The sequence below is a fragment of the Massilia alkalitolerans DSM 17462 genome (assembly GCF_000427785.1).
Taxonomy (GTDB): Bacteria; Pseudomonadota; Gammaproteobacteria; order Burkholderiales; family Burkholderiaceae_D; genus Telluria; species Telluria alkalitolerans.
Genome location: NZ_ATYR01000015.1, coordinates 1 through 26,920 on the forward strand (window position 1 = coordinate 1; position 26,920 = coordinate 26,920).

At 61.1% G+C, this 26,920-nt stretch carries 22 protein-coding genes and 2 pseudogenes; 15 read left to right on the forward strand and 9 right to left on the reverse strand.

Annotation, left to right across the window (positions count from 1 at the left end):
- The 10 genes and pseudogenes from YWC_RS0115815 to YWC_RS0115855 form a co-directional block, all read left to right on the forward strand.
- Nucleotides 1-211, forward strand: a pseudogene (locus tag YWC_RS0115815) (IS5/IS1182 family transposase); the annotation flags it as partial.
- 297 nt (nucleotides 212-508) lie between these two features.
- The gene (locus tag YWC_RS32845) at nucleotides 509-649 is read left to right on the forward strand and encodes a hypothetical protein (protein ID WP_156923706.1); all 141 of its coding nucleotides are present in this window, start codon (nucleotides 509-511) and stop codon (nucleotides 647-649) included.
- A gap of 86 nt (nucleotides 650-735) precedes the next feature.
- On the forward strand, nucleotides 736-1,062 hold the full coding sequence (locus tag YWC_RS32850; RefSeq protein ID WP_156923708.1) for a cobalt-zinc-cadmium resistance protein: 327 nt from the start codon (nucleotides 736-738) through the stop codon (nucleotides 1,060-1,062).
- 114 nt (nucleotides 1,063-1,176) lie between these two features.
- Complete coding sequence (locus YWC_RS0115825) at nucleotides 1,177-2,481, forward strand: TolC family protein (RefSeq protein ID WP_027866259.1); 1,305 nt, start codon at nucleotides 1,177-1,179, stop codon at nucleotides 2,479-2,481.
- Complete coding sequence (locus tag YWC_RS0115830; RefSeq protein WP_027866260.1) at nucleotides 2,478-3,701, forward strand: efflux RND transporter periplasmic adaptor subunit; 1,224 nt, start codon at nucleotides 2,478-2,480, stop codon at nucleotides 3,699-3,701. Before YWC_RS0115825 ends, YWC_RS0115830 begins: the two co-directional genes overlap by 4 nt.
- A gap of 14 nt (nucleotides 3,702-3,715) precedes the next feature.
- The gene (locus YWC_RS0115835) at nucleotides 3,716-6,880 is read left to right on the forward strand and encodes a CusA/CzcA family heavy metal efflux RND transporter (RefSeq protein ID WP_027866261.1); all 3,165 of its coding nucleotides are present in this window, start codon (nucleotides 3,716-3,718) and stop codon (nucleotides 6,878-6,880) included.
- Nucleotides 6,881-6,978: 98 nt separating this feature from the next.
- Nucleotides 6,979-7,521, forward strand: coding sequence for a hypothetical protein (locus YWC_RS0115840; protein WP_027866262.1), 543 nt, complete (start codon nucleotides 6,979-6,981; stop codon nucleotides 7,519-7,521).
- Between the two features lie 45 nt (nucleotides 7,522-7,566).
- Complete coding sequence (locus YWC_RS0115845) at nucleotides 7,567-7,752, forward strand: hypothetical protein (RefSeq protein WP_027866263.1); 186 nt, start codon at nucleotides 7,567-7,569, stop codon at nucleotides 7,750-7,752.
- Nucleotides 7,753-7,796: 44 nt separating this feature from the next.
- Nucleotides 7,797-8,765, forward strand: a complete 969-nt coding sequence (locus YWC_RS29610) for a cation diffusion facilitator family transporter (RefSeq protein ID WP_051306499.1) — start codon at nucleotides 7,797-7,799, stop codon at nucleotides 8,763-8,765.
- Nucleotides 8,762-9,358 (forward strand): SIS domain-containing protein, encoded by a 597-nt coding sequence (locus YWC_RS0115855; RefSeq protein WP_027866264.1) that lies wholly within the window; start codon nucleotides 8,762-8,764, stop codon nucleotides 9,356-9,358. Before YWC_RS29610 ends, YWC_RS0115855 begins: the two co-directional genes overlap by 4 nt.
- Nucleotides 9,359-9,446: 88 nt before the next feature.
- Here the strand turns inward: YWC_RS0115855 and YWC_RS29615 are convergent, their stop codons facing one another.
- Nucleotides 9,447-11,882, reverse strand: coding sequence for a heavy metal translocating P-type ATPase (locus YWC_RS29615; RefSeq protein ID WP_036214626.1), 2,436 nt, complete (start codon nucleotides 11,880-11,882; stop codon nucleotides 9,447-9,449).
- A 90-nt stretch (nucleotides 11,883-11,972) separates the two neighbouring features.
- Between YWC_RS29615 and cadR the strand changes: the two genes are divergently transcribed.
- From cadR to YWC_RS0115875, 3 genes are all read left to right on the forward strand, one after another.
- Nucleotides 11,973-12,401: a Cd(II)/Pb(II)-responsive transcriptional regulator gene (gene cadR / locus YWC_RS0115865; RefSeq protein ID WP_027866265.1), complete on the forward strand. Its 429-nt coding sequence runs from the start codon at nucleotides 11,973-11,975 to the stop codon at nucleotides 12,399-12,401.
- Nucleotides 12,402-12,579: 178 nt separating this feature from the next.
- A complete protein-coding gene (locus tag YWC_RS0115870) occupies nucleotides 12,580-14,508 on the forward strand; it encodes a cytochrome c/FTR1 family iron permease (protein ID WP_027866266.1) in 1,929 nt (642 codons plus the stop codon).
- 517 nt (nucleotides 14,509-15,025) lie between these two features.
- Nucleotides 15,026-15,643 (forward strand): cation efflux transmembrane domain-containing protein, encoded by a 618-nt coding sequence (locus YWC_RS0115875; protein WP_027866267.1) that lies wholly within the window; start codon nucleotides 15,026-15,028, stop codon nucleotides 15,641-15,643.
- Nucleotides 15,644-15,703: 60 nt separating this feature from the next.
- On the opposite strand, the pseudogene YWC_RS32125 reads toward YWC_RS0115875, so the two are convergent.
- The 8 genes and pseudogenes from YWC_RS32125 to YWC_RS29630 form a co-directional block, all read right to left on the reverse strand.
- Nucleotides 15,704-15,981, reverse strand: a pseudogene (locus YWC_RS32125) (IS3 family transposase); the annotation flags it as partial.
- Between the two features lie 167 nt (nucleotides 15,982-16,148).
- Nucleotides 16,149-16,511, reverse strand: coding sequence for a CzcE family metal-binding protein (locus YWC_RS29620; protein WP_051306500.1), 363 nt, complete (start codon nucleotides 16,509-16,511; stop codon nucleotides 16,149-16,151).
- 277 nt (nucleotides 16,512-16,788) lie between these two features.
- Nucleotides 16,789-17,109, reverse strand: coding sequence for a hypothetical protein (locus YWC_RS32855; protein ID WP_156923709.1), 321 nt, complete (start codon nucleotides 17,107-17,109; stop codon nucleotides 16,789-16,791).
- A 201-nt stretch (nucleotides 17,110-17,310) separates the two neighbouring features.
- Nucleotides 17,311-17,814: a signal peptidase II gene (lspA, locus tag YWC_RS0115885; RefSeq protein WP_027866268.1), complete on the reverse strand. Its 504-nt coding sequence runs from the start codon at nucleotides 17,812-17,814 to the stop codon at nucleotides 17,311-17,313.
- Between the two features lie 24 nt (nucleotides 17,815-17,838).
- Nucleotides 17,839-19,275 (reverse strand): dihydrolipoyl dehydrogenase, encoded by a 1,437-nt coding sequence (gene lpdA, locus YWC_RS0115890; protein ID WP_027866269.1) that lies wholly within the window; start codon nucleotides 19,273-19,275, stop codon nucleotides 17,839-17,841.
- Between the two features lie 48 nt (nucleotides 19,276-19,323).
- Nucleotides 19,324-22,521: an efflux RND transporter permease subunit gene (locus YWC_RS0115895; protein WP_027866270.1), complete on the reverse strand. Its 3,198-nt coding sequence runs from the start codon at nucleotides 22,519-22,521 to the stop codon at nucleotides 19,324-19,326.
- Between the two features lie 36 nt (nucleotides 22,522-22,557).
- Entirely contained in the window at nucleotides 22,558-23,826 is a 1,269-nt protein-coding gene (locus YWC_RS29625) for an efflux RND transporter periplasmic adaptor subunit (protein ID WP_036214628.1), read from the reverse strand.
- 3 nt (nucleotides 23,827-23,829) lie between these two features.
- Nucleotides 23,830-25,077, reverse strand: a complete 1,248-nt coding sequence (locus YWC_RS29630) for a TolC family protein (protein ID WP_211238977.1) — start codon at nucleotides 25,075-25,077, stop codon at nucleotides 23,830-23,832.
- Between the two features lie 68 nt (nucleotides 25,078-25,145).
- Between YWC_RS29630 and YWC_RS0115910 the strand changes: the two genes are divergently transcribed.
- Both YWC_RS0115910 and YWC_RS0115915 read left to right on the forward strand, forming a co-directional pair.
- Nucleotides 25,146-25,559: a MerR family transcriptional regulator gene (locus YWC_RS0115910; RefSeq protein ID WP_027866271.1), complete on the forward strand. Its 414-nt coding sequence runs from the start codon at nucleotides 25,146-25,148 to the stop codon at nucleotides 25,557-25,559.
- A 100-nt stretch (nucleotides 25,560-25,659) separates the two neighbouring features.
- Nucleotides 25,660-26,727, forward strand: a complete 1,068-nt coding sequence (locus YWC_RS0115915; RefSeq protein WP_084416458.1) for a cation efflux transmembrane domain-containing protein — start codon at nucleotides 25,660-25,662, stop codon at nucleotides 26,725-26,727.
- The last annotated feature ends 193 nt before the right edge of the window (nucleotides 26,728-26,920 follow it).

Sequence of the window (26,920 nt, forward strand, 5' to 3'; positions counted from 1 at the left end):
CCGGCTTGGCCGGAAGATCTGGAAAAAGTGGAGCGGGTATCACCGGCGCAGCCTTGTCGAGACCAAAATGCGTTGCTTCAAGCTGCTTGGTGAACGCGTCATGGCGCGCGACTTCGACCGTCAGGTCGCCGAGTTGCAGGTCCGTGCCGCCATCCTCAATCGCTTCACGCGCTTGGGCACGCCCACGACCGTAGCGGTGACCATGCCGTAAATCCGTCTGGGGTTTGGGGTACTACGCGCTCAATTGATTTATGCAACAAAGCCGAACAGAGATACCGACTTTCGTGTCAAGCCATCGTTGCCGGTACGGATTTAACAGTAGAGATACCACGTTATCCGTAAACCACGCGAAAGAAATCGAATTCTAACCAGTCTCCTCAAACAGTGGTTCAAGAAAATTTGATACTGAATGCATGACGTTAACTGGTATTGCCCCGCTCGTTCTGGCACAGCCTAATGCTTAACAACCCATGTCGTCGTCTCGCCCGAAGCTATACCCGACAATGTCATGTCGATCAAGTCGCACGTGAAAACACTCATTCGCGACAAAGCTTTCGAACATATTGCGATCGACATTGAGGCGCCGATGGACGGTACTGAAGAGGAAACAGGCACGGCGTCCAAGATCCGACAAAGACGGCAGGACTGAAGGAAGAGGACGGTGCAGTCCCATCCAAGAGGCCGTGCTATACTTTTCCCATGACTCGCCGGTTTATTTATGCTTTGCTAACAATCATGATGCTGCAGCTTAGCTGGAGCGTCGTGGCGGAGTATTGCGAGCACGAAACTGGCCGCGCTGCGCAGCACCTTGGGCATCATGCGTCGCACGACGATCCTGCTCAAGAGACTTTCAGTTCGCTAGACCAGCCATCCAAATCGAAAGCAGGAACCCTGCATTCGCACTGTACTTCCTGTGCTCACACGCCCCTGACGATCGAAGAGCTGCCGGTCGTAGTGGCCGTGTCCGAGCCGCTGCGCCTTGCACCGTTCTCTCCCCTGCATCATCTCTCCTCCATCGATGTGGCCCCGCCAGAGCGGCCTCAATGGGCTGCCGTCGTCTGATTCGGCGGCGGTTCATAGCTAATCAAGTTCATCTTCTTCCAGGGGCGTTGGCACAACGCGCCTGATGCGGATCGCCGCTGAATATTCTTCGCCTATTGTTTTCGGAGTTTATTCATGCACCCCAAACGTATTCTTGTTGGGTCGCTCGTGCTATTGGCATGGGCGCTCCCTGCGGCCGCCCAGCTCGCTGGCGGTCCACAAAGCAATCAGTCAGGCTCGGGCACAATCGCACAGCCCGTCGATACGCCGTTGACGCTCGAAAAAGCGGTCGACATGGCCTTCGCCGTCAATCCAACTCTTCGGACCAGCGCCCTGGACGTCGTCATTGCCAGCGCGGAGCGTCGCCAGGCCGGATTGCTACCCAACCCCTCGATTTCCTACATGACCGAGGGAACACAGCGCGGCACCCGCACTCGCACATTTGAGCTCAGCCAACTGGTCGAGCTTGGCGGCAAGCGGCGCGCCCGCATTGAATTGGCCGAGCGTGAGAGCCGGCTTGCGCTCGCTGCCTCAAGTGTGGCCAGGGCCGACTTGCGCGCCGACGTCATTGCAGCATATTTCAATGCGCTGGGCGCCCAGGAACGCGTGAAGCTTGCGCAAACCTCGCTGGACATTGCTTCGAAGGCCAGATCTGCGGCCGAGAAACGGGTTGCCGCCGGACGCGTATCCCCGGTTGAGCTCTCGCGCGCCACCGTGGCCGAGTCAACTGCCCGCCTCGACCTGTCCCAGGCCGATGGTGAACTGCGCATCGCGCACGGTTTGCTGGCGGCGTACTGGGGCCAGGCCCAGCCAGGAAATCTCGCCCTGATCGAGCCGGCGGACGACCTCGGGGCCATCCCTTCCCTCGATGTCTTGCGCACACGCCTGGCCGGCTCACCGCAGCTGCAACGCGCACGCCTGCAAGTTGAACGCGAAGAGGCCCAGGTCTCGGTCGACCGTGCACAGCGCATGCCCGATATCACCCTCGTCGTCGGCCGCCAGAAGGATGAGGAGATGGGGCGCTCGCAGACTGTGCTCGGTGTGTCGGTCCCACTTCCGCTGTTCAACCGTAACCAGGGGAATCTGCAGGCCTCCCTTGCCCGGGCCGACAAGGCACGCGCCGAAAGCGATGCGCAGCGCCTGCGGCTTGATCAGGCCTTGTCCAGTACCTACCAACGGGCGCAACTCGCCAGGGAGCAGGTGCGAACCATGCGCCAGGAAATCCTTCCGGAAGCGCAGCGTGTCTTCGATGCCGCGGTCATCGGGTTCGAGGCCGGCAAGTTCAACTTCCTGGATGTCCTCGATGCCCAGCGCACCCTGCTGCAAAGCCGCGCGCAATACGTCCAGGCCGTCTACGACAGCTACCGCTTTAGCGCGGAGCTCGGCCGTTTTGCCGATAGCGGCGCCGGCGCCACCAATAACAACAGGATGACTCCATGAAGTTCACTATCGACAAAAAATCAGCGCTTTCCATCGCGGCTGTGATCGCGGTCGGCATCATACTGGCCCTGCTGATCGTTTTCTGGAAAGGCGGCAGCACGCCGGCCCAGGAGGGCGGCGAGCACGCCGAGGAAACCGCCGAGGTAAAGACCGAACACGGCGACGAGAAGGAAGAAGGACATGCCGAAGAGCCCGGCGTCATCGAAATGAGCCCGGAGCAAATCAAGGCCGCCGGCATCGCGACGGCAACGGCCGGGTCGGCGGCAATTCGCACCGAACTCGTCCTTCCGGGCGAAGTGCGCTTCAATGAAGACCGCACAGCACACGTCGTGCCGCGGGTCGCCGGCGTCGTCGAATCGGTGGCCGCCTCGCTTGGCCAGGACGTCAAGAAAGGCCAGTCCCTGGCGGTCATCGCCAGCGCCGAACTGGCGGACCTGCGCAGCGCCGCGCTTTCCGCCGGGAAGAGACTTGAGCTCGCGCGCATCACGCACGAGCGCGAAAGGAAGCTTTGGGAACAAAAAATCTCTGCCGAGCAGGATTACCTCCAGGCCCAACAGGCGTACCGCGAAGCCCAGATCGAATCCCAGGCCGCCCGCGCGAAACTGACCGCACTCGGTGCCGACGTATCGGCAGGCTCGGTGAATCGCTTTGTCCTTCGCGCTCCGTTTACCGGCGTTGTCGTGGAAAAGCACCTGGCGCAAGGTGAAGCAGTGAAAGAGGATGCCAACGTCTTCCTCGTCTCGGATCTGTCGACCGTGTGGGTCAACATCGCGGTCACGCCGAAAGACCTAGCCGCCGTCCGGGTCGGTCAGCCGGTCACGGTCAGGTCGGCGGCCGGCGGCCCGTCGGTCACGGGAAAGGTCAGCTACGTCGGCAACCTGCTCGGCGAGGAGACCCGAAGCGCGAGTGCTCGCGTCGTGATCGACAATCCCGGACTGGCATGGCGCCCCGGCCTGTTCGTCAATGTTTCGGTCGTCAGCGGACAAAAAGACGCCTCCGTCGCCGTCGCATCCGACGCCATTCAGACTCTTGAAGGCAAGACCGTCGTGTTCATGAAGAATGCGAAAGGCTTCGAAGCCCGTCCAGTGACGACCGGCGTGAGCGACGGGAAGCTGACCGAGATCCTCACCGGCCTCCCGGCTGGCTCGCCCTATGTCACGACCGGCAGCTTTGTCGTGAAGGCCGAGCAAGGCAAGGGCAGCGCCGAACATGAACATTGAACGGGGATCCAGACATGTTTGAGCGCATCATCCGCTTTGCCATCGAACACCGATGGCTGGTCATGCTCGCCGTCATTGCGATGGCGGCCGTAGGGATCTACAACTATCAGAAGCTGCCGATCGACGCGGTGCCCGACATCACCAACGTCCAGGTGCAGATCAACACCTCGGCGGCCGGCTATTCGCCGCTCGAAGTCGAGCAGCGCGTTACCTTTCCCATCGAGACCGTGATGTCCGGCCTGCCCGGCCTCGAACAGACCCGTTCGCTTTCGCGCTACGGCCTATCACAGGTGACCGTCATCTTCAAGGATGGCACCGACATCTATTTCGCACGCCAGCTCGTCAACCAGCGAATCCAGGAAGCACGGGAAAACCTGCCTGCCGGCGTGACCCCGATGATGGGCCCGATCTCGACGGGCCTTGGCGAGATCTACCTGTGGACGGTGGAAAGCGAACCGGGCGCGAAAAAAGCCGACGGCACACCATATACGCCCACCGACCTGCGCGAAATCCAGGACTGGATCATCAAGCCGCAGCTGCGCCAGGTGCCCGGGGTTACCGAGATCAATTCGATTGGCGGTTTTGCCAAGGAGTACCTGATTGCCCCCGACCCCGCGAAACTCAGCTCCTACAGACTGTCGCTGTCCGACGTCGTCAACGCGATCGACCGCAACAACAATAACGTCGGCATGGGATACATCGAGCGCCGCGGTGAGCAGTTCCTCGTGCGGGCGCCCGGGCAGGTTCGCACACTGGACGACATCCGCAACACCATTCTCAGCAACGTCGACGGTGTCCCCGTCCGGGTACGCGACGTTGCATCGGTCGACGTCGGGCGCGAGCTGCGTACCGGCGCGGCAACGGAGAACGGGCGGGAAGTCGTTCTGGGCACGGTCTTCATGCTGATCGGCGAGAACAGCCGCGCCGTTTCCCAGGCGGTGGCGAGCAAGATGGTCGAGGTGAACCGTTCGCTGCCGAAAGGCGTTGTGGCGATTCCCGTGTACGACCGCACGACACTGGTGGACAAGGCGATCAATACGGTCAAGAAGAACCTGCTCGAGGGCGCCGTCCTCGTGATCGCAATCCTCTTCCTATTCCTCGGCAATATCCGTGCTGCGATCATTACCGCGTTGGTCATTCCGCTCGCGATGCTGTTCACCTTTACCGGGATGGTGACTTACCGGGTCAGCGCGAACCTGATGAGTCTGGGTGCGCTCGACTTCGGCATCATTATCGACGGTGCCGTCGTGATCGTCGAGAACTGCGTACGGCGCCTGGCGCACGCGCAGGAACATCACCGGCGCCAATTGACCCTTGCCGAACGCTTCCACGAGGTGTTCGCGGCCGCGAAAGAAGCGCGCCGCCCTCTCCTGTTCGGCCAGCTCATCATCATGGTGGTGTACCTGCCGATCTTTGCCCTTTCAGGCGTCGAAGGCAAGATGTTCCATCCGATGGCCTTCGCCGTCGTCGCCGCGCTGCTTGGAGCGATGATCCTGTCGATCACCTTCATTCCCGCCGCCGTCGCCCTGTTCATCGGCAAGCGCGTCACGGAAAAGGAAAACCGCATCATGGTCTCGGCGAAGCGCGTCTACGCCCCGGCCCTCGAAAAGGTCTTGCGTAACGGCGCCCTGGTGATCACGAGCGCCGTCGTGCTGGTGCTCCTGTCGGGACTGCTGGCTACACGGCTGGGAAGCGAATTCATCCCCAACCTGAATGAAGGCGATCTCGCGCTGCAGGCGATTCGCATCCCTGCAACCAGCCTGAGCCAGTCGGTGGAGATGCAGCAGAAGCTCGAGGCCGGCCTGAAGGCGAAGTTCCCGGAGATCGATCGCGTGTTCGCCCGCACGGGTACCGCCGAGATTGCCTCGGACCCGATGCCGCCCAACATCTCGGACGGTTACATCATGCTCAAGCCCGAGTCTACGTGGCCCGCGCCGAAGAAGACCCGCGCCGAGCTGGTCGAGGCGATCGAGGAAGAAGCGGAGAAGTATGCCGGCAATGCGTACGAACTGTCCCAGCCGATCCAGCTTCGCTTCAACGAGCTCATCTCGGGTGTACGCAGCGACGTCGCCGTGAAGGTCTTCGGTGACGACATGGCCGTGCTGGAAACAACCGGTAAAGAAATTGCCGAGGTCCTGCAACGGGTACCGGGTGCGGCCGAGGTCAAGGTGGAACAAACTGGCGGCCTGCCGATGCTCACGGTGGACATCGACCGTGAAAAAACGGCGCGGTACGGCCTGAACATCGGTGACGTGCAGGAAGCGCTGGCAATTGCCACCGGCGGGCGCGAAGCCGGCACCATGTTCGAGGGCGACCGCCGTTTCGATATCGTGGTCCGCCTGCCCGAAGCGATGCGTACCGATCTCGACGCATTGCGGCAGCTGCCGATTCCCCTGCCAGCCAAGCAGGGTGGTGCAATGGCCTACATTCCCCTCGCCGAAGTCGCCACCCTGAACTTCACGCCAGGGCCGAACCAGATCAGCCGGGAGAACGGCAAGCGGCGCATCGTCGTGAGTGCGAACGTGCGCGGCCGCGATATCGGTACCTTCGTTCCTGAAGCGCAGGCGGCCATCGCAGCCAAGGTCAAGGTCCCGGCGGGTTACTGGACCAGCTGGGGCGGCACCTTCCAGCAGCTGGAGTCAGCGACCCAGCGCCTGCAGATCGTCGTGCCGCTGGCTTTGTTCATCGTGTTCACGCTGCTGTTCGCGATGTTCAATAACGTGAAGGACGGGCTGCTGGTATTCACGGGCATTCCATTCGCCCTGACTGGCGGCGTGGTCGCCTTGGCACTGCGGGGGATTCCGCTGTCGATTTCCGCAGCAGTGGGGTTCATCGCACTGTCGGGCGTAGCCGTCCTGAACGGCCTGGTGATGCTCTCCTACATTCGGACCTTGCGTGAAGAAGGCATGGGACTGGACCAGGCGATCAGGCATGGTGCACTGACGCGGCTGCGGCCAGTCCTCATGACCGCGCTCGTCGCATCGCTGGGCTTCGTGCCGATGGCGATCGCGACCGGCACCGGCGCCGAGGTACAGCGGCCGCTGGCAACCGTTGTCATCGGTGGGATTCTTTCCTCGACCGCGTTGACGCTGCTGGTCCTTCCTCTGCTCTACCGGCTTGCGCATCGTAATGACAGCGATGAAGTACCGGTGCAGCCCGCGAAAGTGGTCGTCCAGTGAGCGTATGGGCCGCAGGAACTTTTTGCGGCCCCAACCGAACTGAGGAGGACAGTATGCATCGATACAATGCAGGACGCTCTCGGAGCAGGCAAGGGCTTGTGAGGCTGGATCTCGCTGCGCACGGAGCAGCTTTGGCGAGTTGCGCAGCGGGAGCGATCATTGTCGAAAGCGTCACCTTGGTGGCGGCCGCCTCGCATCATGCGGCAACAATCTTGTTCCGGTTGTTATTCATTGAACGGCGGACAGAGCAGGCCCGGCCTGGCATTGAAGTAGCGTACTCAGTGGTCCAAATCGTTCTCTGCCTGTGCTGCCTGGTGTTGGGCTTGATCGTAATAGCGATGGGTACGCATCGCATCGTTCACGCATCGTCACTCGATGTGATGGCCATGGCAGGTTTTGCCCTACCTGGAGCGCTTGCAAGCGCGACGACGATCGGCTTGGCGTACAGGCCAGTTGAGGCCGGCGACAGCGATGACAAAGCCGATGCGCTTCTGTCAGCTGCACCGATCGCACTCGTGCTCGGTGTCGCTTTTTGCGATCTGGGTGTCAATGCAGGAAGGTTGGACGCGGTTGCGGGACTTGCCGCCGTACTGGTGCTTTGTGTGCGCACCGTGATCAATCTGCGGGAGACGCGGGACTGACAGATTGTTTTCCGAACCAGATGAATAACCACGAAAGGAGATGACATGAGACTGCCACAGCAGCCACCAGAGCCACTGCACGAAAATCTCTTTGAGGTATTTGGCATTATCGGCTTGGCATTGGCCGGGATGATTATGGTGTTCCTAGGCTGGCTGAAGTACAGGGACCGGAACAAGCCTTCGGGACCAAAGTCCCGAAAGCGTGCAAAGGACAAAACCAAGCAAAAGTAGGATAAGGCAGGCAAGCAGACAATCACAATGCAAGGGGGAACACGATGGGTTCAGGACATTCTCATGCTGCGCAACCGGGACAGAACGAACGCCCGCTCTGGATAGCACTCATCCTCACGACGGCTTTTCTTGTCGCCGAAATCATCGGTGGTATTCTCACCAACAGCCTTGCGCTGATTTCAGATGCGGCGCACATGTTTACCGACACCGCGGCGCTGGCGATCTCGCTTGCCGCTATCCGCATCGGGAAGCGGCCGGCCGACAGCGAACGCACGTTCGGCTACTACCGCTTCGAGATCCTGGCGGCCGCTTTCAACGCCATACTCCTGTTCCTGGTAGCGATCTACATCCTGTACGAAGCCTACCAGCGCCTGAACAACCCACCGGAAATCCAGTCCGGGACGATGCTGCTGGTCGCCTCCTTCGGCCTGGTCATCAACCTCATCAGCATGCGGCTGCTATCGAGCGGCAAGGACAGCAGCCTGAACGTCAAGGGTGCCTACCTCGAAGTATGGAGCGACATGCTGGGCTCGGTCGGCGTCATCATTGGCGCTCTCGTCATACGCTACATCGGCTGGAGCTGGGTCGATTCTGCGATCGCCGTTGCCATCGGCTTGTGGGTCCTGCCGCGCACTTGGACGCTGCTCAAGGCGAGCATGAACGTGCTGCTCGAAGGCGTACCCGAAGGCATCGGACTCGCCGAGGTGAAGGATGCCATCGCACGCGTCCCCGGCGTGGCCAGCGTGCATGATCTGCATGTATGGTCCATCACAAGCGGAAAAGCCAGTTTGACAGCCCACGTGGTACAGCGAGAGGAGGTCACAAACCCGCAGGCCCTGCTGCTGGATATCCGCCGGCTCGTCGCGAGCAAGTACGATATCCACCACAGCACCATCCAGATCGAGACGACGCCGTGCGAACAGGCCTCCGACGAACACAGCTTCGATCCAGCTGTAGCCCACGACCATGCCGACCATGCCGGCCACGATGAACATGAGGAAGAAAAACGATGATCGACCATATCAGGAACAATCTCGTCGAAGCGCGGGATGCACTTGACCGCCTCATCAGTGACGATGCCCAGCTGGGCAATATCCAGACCGGCGCGACCCTGCTCATCGCTGCGTTGCAAAGCGGACGCCGCATTATCTCGTGCGGCAACGGCGGCTCGATGTGCGATGCGATGCACCTGGCGGAAGAGCTGTCAGGGAGATTCCGTGAGGATCGCCCTGCCATGGCGGCGGTAGCCATCAGCGATCCGAGCTACATCAGCTGCGTGGCCAACGACTATGGTTACGAACAAGTGTTCGCTCGCTTCGTCGAGGGCAACGGCGTCGCCGGTGACGTCCTGTTTGCGATCAGCACGAGCGGCAGCAGCCAGTCCGTGGTCCTCGCTGCGCAAGCCGCCCGTTCAAAAGGAATGAAGGTGATCGGTCTGACCGGGCGACCCGGGTCGCAGCTTGCGCATGCTGCCGACGTGTGCATCTGCACGAGTGCTGGACGCTATGCCGACCGGGTGCAGGAACTCCACATCAAGGTGATCCACATCCTGATCGAACTGGTGGAGCGTGCCCTGCAACCAGCGAACTATGCCGTAGAACCTTAAGGTCGGGGCAATGGCCGAATGACCGGCCACTACGGCTTGCGAGGCGGCCGCTGAGCATCCTTGCCACGTGAGCCGGCATACGCCCCCACTATGCGTGGCCACGTTTCTCCTGGCTCTTGAGCAGTCGCAGCCCATTGAAAACCACGAGCAGGCTCGCCCCCATGTCCGCGAACACGGCCATCCATAAGGTAGCCGACCCTGCAATCGCAAGCACCAGGAACACCGCCTTGATCGACAGGGCTGCGACTATGTTCTGCTTCAGGATGGCGGCAGCCTGCCTGCTCAAGCGGATGAACTGCGGGATCTTGCGCAGGTCGTCATCCATCAGCGCAACGTCGGCTGTTTCAATGGCGGTGTCGGTGCCCGCTGCGCCCATTGCGAACCCGATATCGGCCTTGGCCAGCGCAGGGGCATCGTTGATGCCATCCCCTACCATGCCGACGGTGCCGAATCGCGCCACCTCATCATTGATGGCAGAGAGCTTATCCTCGGGCAGCATGTTCCCGCGGGCGTCATCGATGCCCACCTGCCGTGCGATCGCCGTGGCCGTCACCGCATTGTCACCGGTGAGCATGACCGTCCGGATTCCCAACTGGTGAAGCTGGGCCAGCGCTTCGCGACTGGTTTCACGAATGGTATCGGCCACCCCGATCACCAGCAGTGGCGACGTCTCATCGCAGAGGACAACCGCGGTCTTGCCTTCACCCTCCAGTTTCGACAAGACGCTTTCCGTCGCGGTGCTGCAGATGCCGAGCTCCTCGACCAGGCGGTGATTGCCGAGGTAGTACCACTTCCCGTCGATCCGCCCTTTCGTGCCACGTCCGGTCAGGGCCTCGAACTCGGTCACGGAAGCGAGGGGCAGGTCCAGGCCCGAGTTTTGCCAGTAGCGGCTCACCGCGGTTGATACCGGATGGTCGGAGCGGTCCGCGAGAGCGGCCGCGAGTTGCAGATGAGTTTGTGCATCGCCTTGCAGGGGCAACACGTCCGTCACCTCGGGTTTGCCTTGGGTGATCGTGCCGGTCTTGTCCAGTGCCAGCGAGCGCAGTTTGCCGCCCTGCTCCAGGTAGACACCGCCTTTGATGAGGATGCCGGCCCGCGCTGCTGCCGCCAGGCCGCTGACGACGGTGACCGGGGTCGAGATCACCAGGGCGCAGGGGCAGGCGATCACCAGCAGGACGAGTGCCTTGTAAATCCATGGCATCCATTCGGCGCCCAGCATGAGCGGCGGCACCAGGGCGACGGCGAGCGCGATGGCGAACACGATAGGCGTATAGATGCTGGAGAAGCGGTCGACAAAGCGCTGCGTGGGCGCGCGGCTGCCCTGTGCGTCCTCGACCGCGCGGATGATGCGCGACAGGGTCGAGTTGCTGTGGCCGGCGGTGACGCGGTATTCGAACGAGCCGGTTTCATTGATCGTGCCCGCAAACACCTTGTCGCCGACCGTCTTTGGTACCGGCATGCTCTCGCCCGTGATCGGCGCCTGGTTGACGGAAGACTGGCCAGTGCTCACTTCCCCATCCAGGGCGATCCGCTCGCCGGGCGCGACACGGGCCAGGGCGCCGATCGCGACCGTGGTAGCGTCCTGTTCACTCCAGCTACCGTCGCCAAGACGTACGCTGACCCGCTCGGGTGTCAGTGCCATCAGGCCCTGGATGGCGTTTCTCGCACGGTCGAGCGAGCGGGCCTCGATCATCTCGGCAAGCGCGAAAAGGACCATGACCATTGCCGCTTCCGGCCACTGCCCGATCAATACCGCGCCAGTCACCGCGATCGACATCAGGGCATTGATATTAAGGTTGCGGTTCTTGAGTGCGATCCAGCCTTTCTTGTATACTCCCAGGCCCGTCGTCACGATCGCAAGCAGCGATAGCAGGATGACCGGCCACCAGTTTTCATCGCCCGTCGTCCATGCGACGACTTCGGCACCGACTGCTGCGACCAAGCCCAGTGCAAGGACTGCATACTGCCGCTTTCGGGAGGCGGGTGGCACCGCCTCGGCTCGTCCTTGTCCAGCCGCAACGAGCACCGCCTGCATACCGATGGACGTCAGTGCATCCTGGATCGCCGCTGCTGGCCCACTATGCCTGACGACCAAACGACGCTGGACGAGATTGAAGTCGAGCTGTTCAACCTGCGGCAGGCCGGACAGCTTATTACGGATGAGCGCCTCTTCGGTTGGGCAATCCATGTTCTCGATTCGGAAAACAGTGCCGGCTGCTGACCCGCTCTGCTCATCGGTTTGTTCAACCACCGGGTCCATGCCGACCGCCCGTACTGCTGCAAGGATCGCCTGTGGATCGCCGAGGCTGTGTTCCACCCGCAAACGGCGCTGGACAAGATTGAACTCGAGCCTTCCGACGCCTGCGACGCGCCCGAGCGCTTGTCGCAGCAGTCCCTCTTCTGTCGGGCAGTCCATCTGGTCGATGCGAATGATAAGGGACCGGTCCAGTGCCGCAGGCGAAGTACCCGCGGTTTCGATCACTGCGGACTTCTCGCAACATGATTTGGTCTGGCATTCCGACATGACGACTCCTTGAGAACTGTGTATAGTCTGCATTAAACACCCTGTAGCGGGTACGGGGTCAAGCACTAACTTAACGTACGGGGATTTCTCTTGAAAATTGGCGAATTGGCAGACCGCTCAGGCTGCTTGGTTGAAACCATCCGCTACTATGAGCGCATTGGATTGCTCGCCCCGCCTGAGCGGTCCGCGAACAACTATCGAGCCTATAATGAGCTTCACGCTGAGCGCTTGCTGTTCATCCGGCATTGCCGCGCCTTGGACATGACACTCGATGAGATCCGGACGCTGCTCGATTTTCGCGAGGCCCCGGGAAAAAACTGCGAGGGCGTCAACGCGCTGCTCGACAAGCACATCGGGCACATCGTCGACCGTATAGCAAACCTGTCAGTACTGGAGACGCAGCTCAGAGACCTCAGGAGCCGTTGCGCCGCCACCGACAGCACAAACCCGTGCGAAATCCTGCAGGCGCTCGGCACTGTGGATGCTTGCGACGAGCCAACACGGCTTGGGCGCCATTGATTAGCCCTGAACCTTCCGCGCCATCACTGCACCGCCAGGCCGTAACGAACCCTCGATGTTCATGCCATTGGCCTGCTGACATTGCCGGATCAGCGAACAGCCGGCAATACGCTTGACCTTCAAGTAGCTAGAAGGTGTTAAATGTCAGGTTCTCGAACCTGAAGACAAGTACCCTGATATGACGTACCCCATTTGGCGTCGGCTGATAGCCTTCGTAATGTTCTGCTGCTGCGTGATCGGTACAACACACGCAAATCCCAAATCATCAGAAGCGGAAGTCCGCCAGCTCTGGCAACTGCTCGACTATGTCGCCGTCGACTACGCCGGCGCGGTCCAGAACGGAGCGATTGTCAGCGAACTGGAATATGGCGAAATGCAGGAGTTCTCGACGCGCGCGCAGAACCAGGTGAACGCATTGCCTCCGCATCCCTTACATGCAGAACTTGCAGCTGCTACCACCAGGCTGAAGCAGGCGGTCGAGCGCAAGGAATCACCGCAACAGGTTTCCCGGCTTGCGCGAGAGGCAAACCGTTTGCTGCTGCGGGCCTACCCCTTCCCGGTTGCGCCGCGCGCCCTGCCCGACCTGGCCCGCGGTGCAGCGCTGTACCAGGCGCAATGCGCTTCATGCCACGGATCGGCCGGCGCCGGCGATGGCGCACTCGCGGCCAAGCTCGAACCCAAACCGATCGCATTTACCGATGAGGAAAGAGCCCGCTCCCGTTCTCTCATGGCCCTGTATCAGGTAATCAGCCAGGGTGTCGAGGGCACATCGATGCCGGCGTTTGCAGGCTTGCCCGAGCATGAGCGCTGGTCCCTGGCGTTTTATGTCGGCAGCTTGGCATTCAAGGACACGGACATCGCAGCCGGAGAGTCTGCATTCGTACAGAACAACACCGCGTCCGCCACGATTCCCGACATGAACACGCTCGTGACGGTAACCGAAGAAGAACTGGCGAAGGCAAGCGCACCGTCGACCGCCCGGGCGGTTCTGGCGTACGCACGGACCCACCCCGAGGTGGTACGGGAGCAGCAGGAACGCAAGGGCATCGTCCTTGCGCGCAAACTGCTGCAGGATAGTCTGGATGCCTTGAAGAGTAACCAGCGCGCGAAGGCCACCGAGCTTGCTTTATCGGCCTACCTGGACGGCTTCGAGCCGCTCGAGGCGAGGCTCGATGCGACCGACCGCCAGCTCCTGGTGGACGTGGAACGAACCATGCAGCTGTACCGGGGCGCGGTTGCACAAGGCAATGTGCTGCGTGCGACCGAATACGCCGGGCAACTCGACGCGTATTTCGTACGTGTCGAGGAGCTCACCGGCGCGAACAAGACCGACGCGACGACGGTGTTCGTGGGCGCGTTGACGATTCTCCTGCGCGAAGGTGTCGAAGCCCTGTTGATCGTGATCGCGATGGTCGCATTCCTCCGCAAAGCGGAGCGTCCAGAAGCCTTGCACTACGTGCACGCAGGCTGGATTTCGGCGTTGGCTGCAGGCGCCTTGACATGGGTGGTGGCCACCTATGTGGTCAGCATCAGTGGCGCGAGCCGCGAAGTGACCGAAGGCCTGTCGTCGCTCTTCGCCGCGGCGGTATTGCTGTCGGTCGGGCTATGGATGCACCAGAAAAGCCAGGCCGGACAGTGGCAGGCCTATCTCAAGCAGCATTTGACCGCGGCGATGGAAAAACGCTCCGCATGGGCCTTGTTTGCCTTGGCTTTCATCGCGGTATACCGGGAAGTCTTTGAAACCGTCCTGTTCTACTCGGCGCTCGCAGCCGACGGCAACGGCCCTGCCCTATTGGGAGGATTCGTGACAGGCCTCGTCCTGCTGTCGGTAATTGCTGTGATTTTCCTGCGTACCAGTGCGCGCATGCCGATCGGTAAATTTTTCTCGTTCAGCTCCGTGCTGGTCGCTGCCCTAGCAGTTGTCCTGGTCGGAAAAGGGATCGCAGGGCTGCAGGAAGCCGGATGGCTGACGGCCACGCCGGTCACGGGACTGCGCGTGCCCGTGCTTGGGATCTACCCGACCATACAGACCTATGGAGCGCAACTGGCCCTGCTTCTGGCAGCTGGCCTTGGTTTTGGATTTAACTTGGTAAAAGCTCGCAGATAGTCAGCTGACAAGGAGCAATCATGAGAAACAAGACAGTTATTACCATTCCATTGGCAGCTCTCGTGCTCTTGGGTGGCTGTGCCGACCCAAGTCTTGGACGAAACAGCAGAACTGGCTGGGTTACTGAATTTTATACGGCAGAGAGGCTTGCGGCGGACCGCCCTGCCTGCCTGGCAAATCTCAGCGACGTAGACATTGCTAGCCAACGATACGCCTTATTTAGGTACTATTATCTCCGATCATATAAACATATAAGCGTATTGGTACCTGATTCAATTGAGGTTCACCTTCACGATAAGGTCGAGATATCCCCGCCCTCATGTCAGAACGGGGCCTTGCCGAAAGTCGTGCAGGTGCTGAAGCATTCCACACAAAGAGACAGGTAACCAATCCCGCAAGAACGGTGAGTATTTGCCGTCGATTGGGCCTTTCTGTGCTCATCCGAATCCAGTCTGCAGCGCTTGGTCCTTGCAATGTCCGACCGCACGTACTCCCGCTGATACTTACGGAGATCTAAATGAAGGGTAGCAATAACGATAGTTCTGACGAACCAAGCCTGGATGCTGCTAACGAACGCGATCGCAACATTCTATGGAAGGTCCTACTGATCAATCTGGGGCAGTGCCTGGCCGGCGTTGTAGGCGGCACCTGGGCATCCTCAACCGCGGTGATCGGCGCAGGCCTCGATAACTTGGGGGATGCCGCCGTCTACGGCGTGAGTTTGTACGCGGTCGGCAGGTCTGCGGCGATCAAGACACGTGCGGCACTGTTATCCGGATGGCTCCTCATTGGATTTGCCTGCCTGTTGTTGATAGAGGTTGTCCGTCGCTTCCTCGGCGGTGAAGCCCCGTTGGGACCTGCCATGATGGGGATGGCCGCAGCAAATGCGCTTCTTAATATTTATTGCATCCGCCTCTTGAAGCAACATCGCGGCCAGGACGTGAACTTCAAAGCTTCCGCTATCTTCACGAATAACGATTCGATCGTGAACGGCGCGATCGTGTTATCTGGCGCGTTGGTGATGTGGACAAAATCCAACATTCCCGATCTGCTGCTTGGAACAGTGGTCTCGTTTATTGCTGCAAAAGGAGGATATGAAATCCTCTCCGAAGCGAAGGAGACTCGAGCAGCGTAGCGACATGTGTCGTGCTCATGATCAAGCGACTTGAACCGCCGCAGCTTTCGTGAGGTCGGTTTATGTGAGCCAGGCCGATACGGCCGGACTGGTCAGCTGCTTATAATAATTTGCCTCCGATTCGGTGTGCGGTATATAGCCGAGTGGCTCAAGCAGGCGATGGTGGCTGGAAACGAGATACCCATTCCAACGTGGCCAATTCGGGGAGCTCCCGCGTCTTCCAGGGACCGCGGTGGATCAGCTCAGTTTTGTCAAGTCCGTTGATGGTCTCGGTTAGGGCGTCGTCAATATCTATCGCCCTTGCTGCCCACAGACGGCTCGATGCCGGACCGGCTGACAATGCGCACAGCGCGCTCGATGATTTCGTGGGAATACTTGGGTTGCTTCCGATGATTCCATTTTCTCAAACAATAGAGCCTCTACAAAATCCGGGGCGGTTCAGTTCGACGCCGCGGGCGGCATCGAACCGGTGATAGTGCGCTACCAAAACGCCAAATGACAAAGCTTAGTTGGCGTACATTGGACTTTCCTCAACATAGATCATTACCTTCGATGCGTCAGGAAGGATGTTCGCCAACGGGATCGGCAGTACGCCAAGCGTATCGAACGTCCAGGTAACGCTTCTGGAGCCGTCCACGATACGGACAGTCTCGAGTCGCTTGACGTGAATCGATCTGGTCTTGCCTGCCACTATTGTGATAATGCGGTCGGGCACTGCACTCGAGGAGTATCCGAACGGTGCTGCCCGCCCTGACTTCGCTTCTGTCGCGCTCCCTACGGGCACTCCCCCCTCATTGGCTCGGGAGTCGAGTGGAACGAACATGCATGCGAGGAGTACCGCGCATACGAAGTTGATGTGAGTCTTCATTGAATTTTCCTGTTAAACGTTTGATTTTTCAAGGGCACTGACTCTCGACGTGGGCTATTGTGGGCCGCTATGGTCGTGAGTAAGGCACGTATGCACGCGATGCACCTGAATTGCCGGGAAGCGTAAATTGCGACTGCACGGGCAAGGCCCGTAACTCGCACAACTGTGCATCGGCTCGGTCAGGTGCGGCTGCTTGATTTGTAAAGACGGATGGAGTCGTACAGTGCTTGCGCACGATTACCCATCAAGCGCAGGCGGTAGTTGCCGGCTTCGATGATCAGAGCCATTTCGGCCGAATCGGGCCATCCAGTATTGGAGACTGGTAATTCAGTTGACTGAGACTGGCGGGAACGGAGCGCGATTGCCCCGACCATTCGATCACCGAAGAACCGCTGCCGAGGGGCTGCAAGTCGCATGCCGATACACAAGTTGCGCTGCAGCCAGCTTCGAACAGCACTTGTATTGAATTTTCAGAACCGGTGACGTCGGATGCCGCTGCGGTGGCCGGCGCTTCGTCGAAAATCACGCACCATCCTGCCGCCCAGCCAGTCTGTAGCGGCAAAAGCGCGAGCAATATAATCAGAAACAGGCGCTTCATGGAGTCGTTGACTGCTTGGTCACGGAAGAGAACACTGGAGTATGGCAAATTTTACAACGCCCGCCGGGCAAAAACATGGGTCTCGAATTGTTGTAGATCTGATTATCTTTGTTCTATTGGAGCCGGATCGTCGCCCTGTTCAGACCGCGCCGCGCAACTGGCCAGGCTTCTGGCGGCAGTGCGCTCCCGGGGGGGCGATGACTACCGTGTCTTGTCGGATACCGGAGGCGCTGCGCGGACACCGAACAGTGCGTGCAACACGATGACCACGGCGCCGATCGTGATCCCGATATCGGCGATGTTGAAAGCTGGCCAGTGATGCGCTCCTACATGCACATCGATCCAGTCAACGACGCCCATCCGCGCAGTTCGGTCAACGAGATTGCCAACCGCTCCGCCAAGGATCATCGCCAGAGCGATCCTTTCCGCGGAGCCTGTTTCCGGTTTCCGGATCATCCGAACGATCAGGATCGACGCGAGTACGGCTACAACGATGAAAAGGTAGCGTTGCCAGCCGCCAGCCGTGGCCAGAAGACCGAACGCCGCTCCCTGATTGATCACATGGACGATGTTCAACAAGGGTAACAACTCGATCTGCTGGCCGTAGGCCAGACGTTCCACGATCGCGGCTTTGGTGACCAGGTCGGCAAGGGCGATAAGCCCGGCGACCAATACGGCAGCGAGCGGTGAAAAGGGTTTAGCCACTATTCGTTCCTATACAGTTGACGGTCAGATGTTCAGCGCACGCTTGTCGACAGCGAGCGCCGCTTCCCTGATTGCTTCATACAATGTCGGGTGCGCGTGGCAGATCCGGGCAATGTCCTCCGAAGACGCCGAAAACTCGAGCGCCATTGCCGCTTCACCGATCATTTCCGACGCGAGCGAGCTGACGATATGCACGCCCAGCACAAGGTCCGACTGGGCATCGGCCAGGACCTTGACAAACCCCTGTGCGTCGCCGTGACCGAGTGCGCGCCCGTTGGCCGAGAAAGGAAACTGTCCCGACTTGAATGCGCGTCCTTCGCGGGCCAGTTCCTGCTCCGTCTTGCCAACCCATGCGGCTTCCGGACTCGTATAGATGATGAAGGGGATGGCGGCGTAATTCACATGCCCGGATTGCCCTGCGACGATCTCGGCGACCATGATTCCCTCTTCCTCGGCCTTGTGCGCAAGCATTGGCCCGCGCACGACGTCACCGATGGCGAACAGGTTCGGCAATGTCGTCCGGCAGTGTTCATCGACCGGAACATAGCCGCGCTGGTCGACCTCCAGGCCAATCGCCTCGATTCCCAAGCCATCCGTATTGGGCACGCGCCCGATCGCCACGATCACCTTGTCGAAAGCGAGCTCCCTGGAGACGCCGGTACGGTCTCGATACGAAATGTGCGCCCCATCGCCGCTGTGCGCGATGCTGTCGATGCTCACGCCAAGGTCGAATTTCAGCCCCTGGCCAGACATCAGCTTGAGCATTTCCTTGGACACGGCGGTGTCGCAGCCCGGCAGGAAATCCGGCATGGCGTCGAGCAGGGTGACATCCGCACCCAGGCGCCGCCACACTGACCCCAGCTCGAGACCGATCACGCCGGCACCAACCACGCAGAGGCGTTTCGGCACCTCGCGGAAATCGAGTGCTCCGGCGTTGTCGCAGATGATCGAATTGTCGATCCGGGTGCCCGGCAGCTGGCGCGGCTTCGACCCGGTGGCGATGATCACGTTACGCGCGCTGATCTGCTGCACCGAATCCTCCGCCGAGACTTCCAGGGAATACACCCCGTCCTGCATCCCGACGAAGCGCGCCCGCGCCTTGATAAAATCTACCTTGTTCTTCTTGAACAGGTATTCGATCCCCTTGGCCATCTTCGTGACCACCCCGTCCTTCCGGTCGATCATCTTGTCGATGTCGATCGCCGCGCCGCCGGTGGTAATCCCGTGCTCGGCGGTGTGGTGCACGACTTGCTCGTACAGGTGGCTCGACGCAAGCAATGCCTTCGATGGGATGCATCCCACGTTCAGGCAGGTTCCTCCTGGGCGCGCCTGGCCGTGTGGTGCGGCGTAGGGATTCGATTCGATGCAGGCCACGGACAAGCCGAGTTGTCCAGCGCGGATTGCAGCGATGTACCCGCCTGAACCCGCGCCAACAATGACCAGGTCGTATTGCGCTTTCATGTGATTCCTTCCAATGTCCGAGTCGTTGCGTTCACTCTACTGGATTGTTCAAATTCCCTCCGCCACGCTCTCGGGCGGACGGGCGAAACGCTGGTAAAGCGTCGGCAGCACGAACAGCGTCAGGATCGTGGCGGAGATCAGGCCTCCGATCACGACGGTGGCCAACGGCCGCTGCACCTCGGCGCCGGCACCGGTTGCTAATGCCATCGGGACGAAGCCCAGCGACGCGACCAGTGCCGTCATCAAGACGGGGCGCAGGCGCCGAAGCGCACCTTCGCGCACCGCTTGAGCCCACGGAAGCTGTTTGGCCAGGTCGTCGATCGAACCCGCCATCACCAGCCCATTGAGGACGGCAACGCCGGACAGCGCGATGAATCCGACGGCCGCCGAAATCGAAAATGGCAGGCCACGCAGCCAGAGTGCGGCGATCCCCCCGATCAGGGCGAGAGGCACGCCCGTGAACACGACCGCGGCAGCGCGCCAGGAACCCACGGCTGAATACAGCAACAGGACGATGAGCGCGAAGCAGGCCGGTACCACGACCGCCAGGCGCATCCGCGCACGCTCGAGGTTCTCGAACTGCCCGCCCCAGGCGAGCCATACGCCGGCGGGCACCCGTATGTCCGCGTTGATGCTTGCGCGCGCTTCGCTGACCACGCCGGCGATGTCGCGTCCGCGCACGTTGGCCTGAACGACCACCCGGCGCTTGCCGTTCTCGCGGCTGATCTGGTTCGGTCCCTTGGCCGTCTCCAGCGTGGCCACCGATCCCAGCGGCACGAAGCTGCCGCCCGGCGTCAGCACCGGCAACAGGCGCAAGGCTTCGACATCGTTCCTGGTCTTCTCGCCCAGTTTCACCACGACGTCAAAGCGCCTGTCCCCCTCGTAGATCGAGCCGGCCTCACGTCCCGCAACGGCTGCCGCCAGGGTGTCGTGCACGTCCTGGGCGGTCAGCCCGACCCTGGCCATGGCGTCGCGGTCCAGGCGGACATCGAGCAGCGGAAGCCCCTGCACCTGCTCTACCCGGACGTCTTCCGCGCCCTCGACCGCACGCAGTTTTTCGGCAACCTGCTCGGCGGTGCGGATCATGGCGTCGAAATCATCGCCGTAGACCTTGACCGCGATGTCACCCCGTACGCCCGCCAGCAGCTCGTTGAAGCGCATCTGGATCGGCTGGGTCAGCTCGTAGTTCTGGCCCGGGATGCCTGCAACCGCCTTCTCGATCTTCTCAACCAGCTCGGCCTTGCTCATCCCGGGTTCCGGCCATTCCGAACGGTCTTTAACGATGACAAAGGTGTCCGTGATATTCGGCGGCATCGGGTCGGCGGCCAGTTCGGCCGTACCTGTTCGGGAGAACACCAGCTTTACCTCGGGCAGCTTGCCGACAGCTTTCTCGACCGCGAACTGCATCGCCTGGCTCTGGTCCAGGGAGGTGCCGGGAATGCGGGCGACCTGCAGCAGCACGTCCTGCTCGTCGAGTGTCGGAAGAAACTCCTGTCCGAGTGTCGTGAACAGGCCGAGCGCGCCCGCGAAACCGGCAGCCGCCAGCACGCCGACCAGCTTGGGTTTGGCGAGCGCGCGGTCCAGCCAGGGCGCGTAAGACGACGAGGCGGCCTTGACCAGCTTGTTCTCCTTTTCGTCGACATGGCGCGAAAGCCACAGCGCGATCGCAGCCGGCACAAACGTGAGCGAGAGGATGAAAGCGAAAACCAGGGCCAGAATCACCGTTACCGCCATCGGTGCGAACATCCGGCCTTCCACGCCCTGGAACGTCAACAGGGGGACGTAGACGAGAATAATGATCGCCTGGCCATAGACGCTCGGCCGGATCATCTCGCGCGCGGCGGCGGCAACGGTATCGAGACGCTCCGCCTTGGTGAGTATCCTGCCGGTAGCGTGCTGGCGTTCGGCGATGCGGCGCAGCGCGTTCTCCACGATGATCACGGCGCCATCGACGATCAGGCCGAAGTCCAGCGCGCCAAGGCTCATCAGGTTTGCGGAGAGCCCCGCCTCGAGCATGCCGGCCGAGGTCATCAGCATGGTGACCGGGATGACCGCCGCGGCAATCAGCGCCGCGCGCAGGTTTCCGAGAAGCGCAAATAGCACCGCGATGACCAGGAGTGCGCCCTCGGTGAGATTGGTTGCCACGGTCTTGATGGTGGCATCGACCAGGCGTGTCCGATCGAGGACTGGCCGGATCATCAAGTCCGGCGGCAGGGAACGTGCGATTTCCTTCAGTCGGACATCGACGGCCGCGGCAACGGTCCGGCTGTTCTCGCCAATGCGCATCACGGCCGTACCGACGACGACCTCCTGGCCGCCTTCAGACGCCGACCCGAAACGCATCTCCTGTCCCAGGCCGACGCTAGCAACGTGCGACACCAGCACTGGCGTGCCGTTACGGGTGGTGATGACGGTCTTCGCCAGTTCTTCGGACGAAGTTATGCGCGCATCGGCCTTGACGGTGAGGGCCTCTCCGTTCTGGACGACGACGCCGGCGCCGGCGCTCGTGTTGTTGCGCTCGAGCGCCTCGCCCAGCATCGTCAGGCTGATACCCAGGGCCGCGAGCCGCTGCGGATCTGGCGTGACCACATACTGCTTGACGTAGCCCCCGATGACGTCGACGCCCGCCAGCCCTTCTGTATTCTTGAGCTGCGGTGCGACGATCCAGTCCTGCACCGTGCGCAGGTAGGTGGCCTTCTCGGCAGCGCTGCGCAGCACTTCCCCTTCCGGGGTGATATAGCTGCCGTCCGCCTGCAAGCCGGCCGACGTGCCAGCCGACGTACCGGCTTTCTGGGCCGGCTTGGATGCATACTCCACCGTCCACATGTAAACGTCGCCAAGCCCGGTCGCAATCGGGCCCAGGCTCGCGACAGCACCCGGGGGCAAGTTGCGCTCGACGGCGCGCAGCCGCTCCGCCATCTGCTGGCGAGCAAAATAGATATCCGTGCCATCCTTGAAGACTGTCGTGACCTGTGCAAATCCATGCCTGGTCAACGAGCGCGTGGATTCCAGTCCGGGAATGCCGGCAAACGCCGTTTCGATCGGATAGGTGACCTGCCGTTCGACGTCGGCCGGCGCGAGCGCCGGTGCGACGACGTTGATCTGCACCTGCGTGTTGGTGATGTCCGGTACCGCGTCGATCGGCAGGCGCGTCAGTGCGAATGCGCCGAGGATCGACAGCAGGATGGTGGCGATGAGGACGTGCCACCGCCGCGCAACGGAAAAGTTGACGATGCGAGCAATCATGGTTGGGTATCCTTCAGGAGCCGTTGAACGAGGAAATCAGTCATCGTCCCCTGCCTCTCCCTTGCCATGCTCCGCCTTCAGCAGATAAGTATTGCTGACCGCAATCTGTTCCTTGCCGTCGAGGCCGGACATCACCTTGACGTAGCCGGCCGCGTTACCGCCGAGGACGACGTGCTTGATCGCGAATCCTTCTTTCTCCCGGACGAACACGCTCGGCTTGTCCTCCACCGTCTGCACGGCGGTCCGTGGAATGGCCAGTTGAGCGCCGCCGGCACTGCCCTCGAGCGCGATCGACGCCCTGACCGTTTCGCCGATGCGCCAGCTCCCCTGCCCGTTCGACAGCCGTGCAATGGCGCGTACCTGGCGGGTGGCGGGATCGAGGACGCGCGATACGTGGGTGATGCGGCCTGCACCGGTTCGACCGTCAGTCGACACGTCCACCGCCGTACCAACCGTGACGCGAGCCGCGTCGTTCGGCGACAGCGAAAGCTCGACGGCCAGTTCGTTGAGGTCGGCCACTTCGAACAGATGTGCGTCCGGCGCGACGATGTCGCCCAGTGCGGTCTGCCGTGCCGTGACGTTACCCTTGATCGGCGAGCGCAGCATCAGCCGGTTAAGCTGCCCACCGCCCGTTGCCCCGGCGGCGGCGAGTTGTTGCTCGGCCAGGCGAAGGCGGGTGCGTGCTTCTTGCGCCGCGTTGCGCGCAATCTCGAATTCCTGTCGCGAGGTGACTTTTTCGTCAAACAAACGTTCTTCGCGCGCGAACGTGGCTTGCGAGAGCTCGTACTGCCGCTTGGCAATTTCGACGTCCGCCCGGAGCTGGGCTACGTCACGGCTTTCGATTACAGCCAGCACGTCGCCCCGAGCGACCGGGTCGCCCAGGTTGCGCCGGACCTCGACAACTCGGCCGCCAACTGCGCTCGAGACGACAGCTGCATGCTTCGGGTCTGCCGCGATGACTGCAGGCGCCTCGACCGCCCCAGCGAAGGACTGTCGAACCGGCATGATCTCGATACCCGCGGCTTTGATTTGCTGGTCCGACAGCGCTACAAAATCTTCCTTGCCTTCGGCTTCGCCTTCCCTCTCCGCAGCTTCGCCCCGCTCGCCGGCTTCGCCGCTCTTCTCGGACTTCTCGGCCTTCTCGGCTTTTTCGCCCTTTTCGGAATTCTCGGCTTTCTCGCCTGAGGCGTTCGCCGTTTTTTCACCCTGTTCGGCAGCTTGTTTAGGGGCTGTTTCTGGCTTGGGGGAGCATGCGCCCAACAGGATCATCGCGGCGCACAGGCCCGATCGGAATACCGCTTGCATGGGTCAATCCTTATAAATTGGAGAGTTGGAACCTTGTAGCCGAGCCAGACGTGCCCGGGCAGTATGTAGTGCAGCGAGCGCGTCGACTGAGCTTTCGCGGGTTTCGGCTAAAGAGCGCTCGGCCTCGATTAATTCGAGTTGCGGGAATTTTCCTTCGGCGTAGCCGATCCTCGCGATGCGCGCCGCTTCTTCTGCGGCGGCGAGCGCAGGGCCATTGGCGGCCCGTGCGGCCGCCAATGCGTCGGCCACCTCTACTTCGGCCTGCGCGTTGGACTGCTCGAATTCCAGTGCGACGGCACGGCGCGCGGCGGAAGCCCGATCGTATTCCGCCCGCGAGCGCGCCAGCGCGGCCGTGCCCTGATTGAACAATGGCAGCGGGACCGACAGGCCGAGCACAGCGGCCTTGTCGGGCGATTCGCCGTAACGGCGCATGCCTGCAGTCAGCGTTACGTCCGGTATCCGGTCGCGCCTGGCCGCATCGACGCGCGCTTCCGCAGCGGCCACTTCGGCCTCTGCTGTCGCGATCGCCAGCCCCTGCCCTGCCGGCGGCGTCATCTCGCTGCGTTCGATCTGCTCGAACCACGTGGACGCGATCGTGAACGGCATCGCCATACCTGTCAGTCGTGCGATCGTTTTCTGCGCCAGTTCGACGGCGCGCACTGCTTTGCCTAGCCGAACCTCGGCATTGATTCGCAGCACGTCCGCCCTTTGCTCCTCTATCGGAGATGCTTTTCCGACGCGTACCCGTTCACGTGCTGCATGGTGAGCACGCGCGGCCAGTTCATGAGCAGCCTTTGCGATCGCGACATAGCGCTCGCTGGCAGCAAGGGTAACGAACGCCTCGGTAATCAGAAATGTCAGCTCCGCTTCCGCGGAGCGCGCCCCAATACCGGCGGCGGCCCGTTCAGCCTGTGCCACGCGCATCCTCGCGCCGCGCTTACCACCGAGCTCCAGGGGCATCGACAGCGCAACCGTCTTTTCTCCCCCACCGAAACCGGAGTAGCGTCCCGATCCCAGGACATTTTCAGCCTCAAGGGAAAGTGTCGGGTTCGGTCGAAGTCCAGACTGCCGCACGTTGGCATCGGCGACGCGCAAGGCTGCGTCAGCGCTCTGCAATTGCGGTGCCTGGAGTCTAGCCCGTGTGACGGCCTCGGCAAGCGTCAGTGGAGTGCCCTCAGCAAAGGCAGAGCCTGCGGCCATACACATGACCAGCAGGGCCGTGGCGACGGAAGCGTTCATCTTGATGCGCATGATTGGATTTGCTTGACGGATTAATAAATGAGCTTTATAAACCTTGAAGCCACTTTAATGTCAAGCACATGTCACGCACATTTACGATAGGACAGCTGTCCGCTGCGGCGGAGATGCCGCCAGCGACGATTCGCTATTACGAGAAAATTGGGTTGCTCGACTCTCCATCCCGCTCCGGCAGCAACTACCGGCTGTACGGGAGCGAGGATGTAGCCCGCCTGAGCTTTGTTCGCCGTGCACGGGAGATCGGATTCACGGTTGACCAGGTTCGAAGCCTGTTGGCCTTCTCCGACCAGCGAGACGGCGACTGCTGCGCCGTGACTGCGCTGACAGAACAACACCTTGCCGAGGTCGAGCAAAAGATCAGAGACCTCAACGTATTGAAAGAACACCTTTCCCGCCTGCTGGTTTCATGCCGGGGCGGCCGATTTGCCGATTGCCGGATCATTGACGCCCTTACGCCGCCGGAACAAGCCGGATAGCTTACTCAGACTGGTGCCAATCGCTGGCCCTGAACACACTTGACCTTGAAGCTGGTTGAAGGTTTATCCTCCGATAACCAGTCACCATAGGTTCATTGTCATGACACAAGATCAAACCACAGCGGCAACCCGCCTTGAAACCGAACTGTTCGTTTCCAAAATGGACTGCCCGTCGGAGGAAAACCTGATCCGGATCGCTTTGGGCAAAGTCGACGACGTCGATCACATCGCCTTCGACCTCAATACCCGCACTGTCACTGTGCTGCACCATGGGAATGCAGATGCCCTTGTCGACGTGCTGCACCCCCTGCGACTCGGCGTCGAACTGCGCGGATCGCGCCCGGCCAAGCCAGAGCAAGCCAGCCAACGCACGATTAGCACACTTGGAATTCCGAAGATGGACTGCCCGTCCGAGGAAAACATGATTCGCATGGCACTGGCCGATGTCGACGGCATTCAATCGCTCGACTTCGATCTCTCCCAGCGGCAGCTCCACGTCTTGCACACGGCAGACATCTATCCCGTATTGTCGAAGCTCGCCCCGCTCAACTTCGGCACCCATCTGATCGGATCCCGTCCTGATTTGTCTGACGCGGCCCCTGGTACCGACAAGGCAGGTGACGCGTCGGAGGCGAAAACGCTTCGACTGCTGCTTGCTATCAATGCCGTGATGTTCGTGGTCGAGCTGGTGTGGGGATTGATTGCAGAATCAACCGGGTTGGTGGCTGATTCGTTGGACATGTTCGCCGACGCTGCTGTCTACGGCCTGGCCTTGTACGCGGTTGGCCGTGCGGCTGCGCTGAAGACCCGTGCCGCCCACGTGGCTGGATGGCTGCAGCTCGTATTGGCCCTGGGCGCCCTGAGTGAAGTGCTTCGCCGCGCCTTCTTCGGCAGTGAACCCGAATCGGCGTTGATGATGGGTGTCGGCGCGGTGGCCCTCGTTGCGAACGTTGCTTGCCTGGTGATGATCGCCAAGAAGCGCGATCGCGGAGCACATATGAAGGCAAGCTATATCTTCTCTGCGAACGACGTCATCGCAAACCTCGGTGTGATCGCGGCCGGGGCGCTTGTCACCTGGACCGGTTCGCCTTATCCGGATCTGATCGTTGGCACTGTCATCGCTGTGATCGTTCTTACTGGCGCGCGTCGAATTCTCAAGCTGAAGTGAAGATGCTGCTGACCGCCCCCCAGCCTTGATAGCGGGGGCGCGGCAGGCCGGCGAAAGAGCTTCTTCTGCTACATCATTCGCTCGCGGTAGCTGCACCAGTACGACGCGGCATGGGCTGCGCCTATTGCCACGCCGACTTTGGAAGTGCTGACAACTAAGCCGACCGCAGAACACCCGTGCCTGCGTCCGGAAG